Below are 559 nucleotides of genomic sequence, written 5' to 3' on the forward strand. Positions count from 1 at the left end.
CTTGACAGGTTCTTTTACTTGGCGTCCCTCTATTTTTTTGATTACTGAAACCAGGTCATAACGCTTGATGTTTTGAAAAGGTAAATCCTGAAGGTCTGGATAAATATCTTGCTGTAAGCATCTTTCTGCTAACTGTAGTACACCACAGCGGGGTAGATCGTTGAAGGCATTTTTCAGTTTGAACTGTAACCACTCCTCCCCAACCTTACCAAAGGTGATGACATTAGAGGCAGTATCATGTTCAAAACAGAAATCATTGTCTTTAAAGTCATCTCTGACTTGTCGTGCCTTTTTCAGCGATAAATCAGGATAAAGACCTAACTGAATGCGTCGACGTTTTTTAGTTTGTGGATCTGTATAGCGATAGCACCAAGATTTTCTTCCACTCGGCTCAATCTTCAGGCTAAGCCCATCTTCATCGGATAAAAAACAGGTTTTTTCCTTGCAATGAGCTTGGCGAACTTTAATTTCAGTAAGACTCATGAAATTTAAATGAAACCTATCAGCGGATTGACGAGATCCATTATATCAAAATAGAAGAAAATATATATGATGCGTA

Annotated in this window: 1 protein-coding gene; it reads right to left on the bottom strand. The window is 38.5% G+C overall.

The genetic code is table 11. The annotated features are described in order from the left end of the window. The coding region (locus DPG01_RS18545) for an integrase arm-type DNA-binding domain-containing protein (protein ID WP_162622382.1) at positions 1 to 483 on the bottom strand (483 nt) is incomplete at its 3' end. Between the last annotated feature and the right edge of the window lie 76 nt (positions 484 to 559).

The sequence above is a fragment of the Acinetobacter sp. WCHAc060042 genome (assembly GCF_003231195.1).
GTDB lineage: Bacteria > Pseudomonadota > Gammaproteobacteria > Pseudomonadales > Moraxellaceae > Acinetobacter.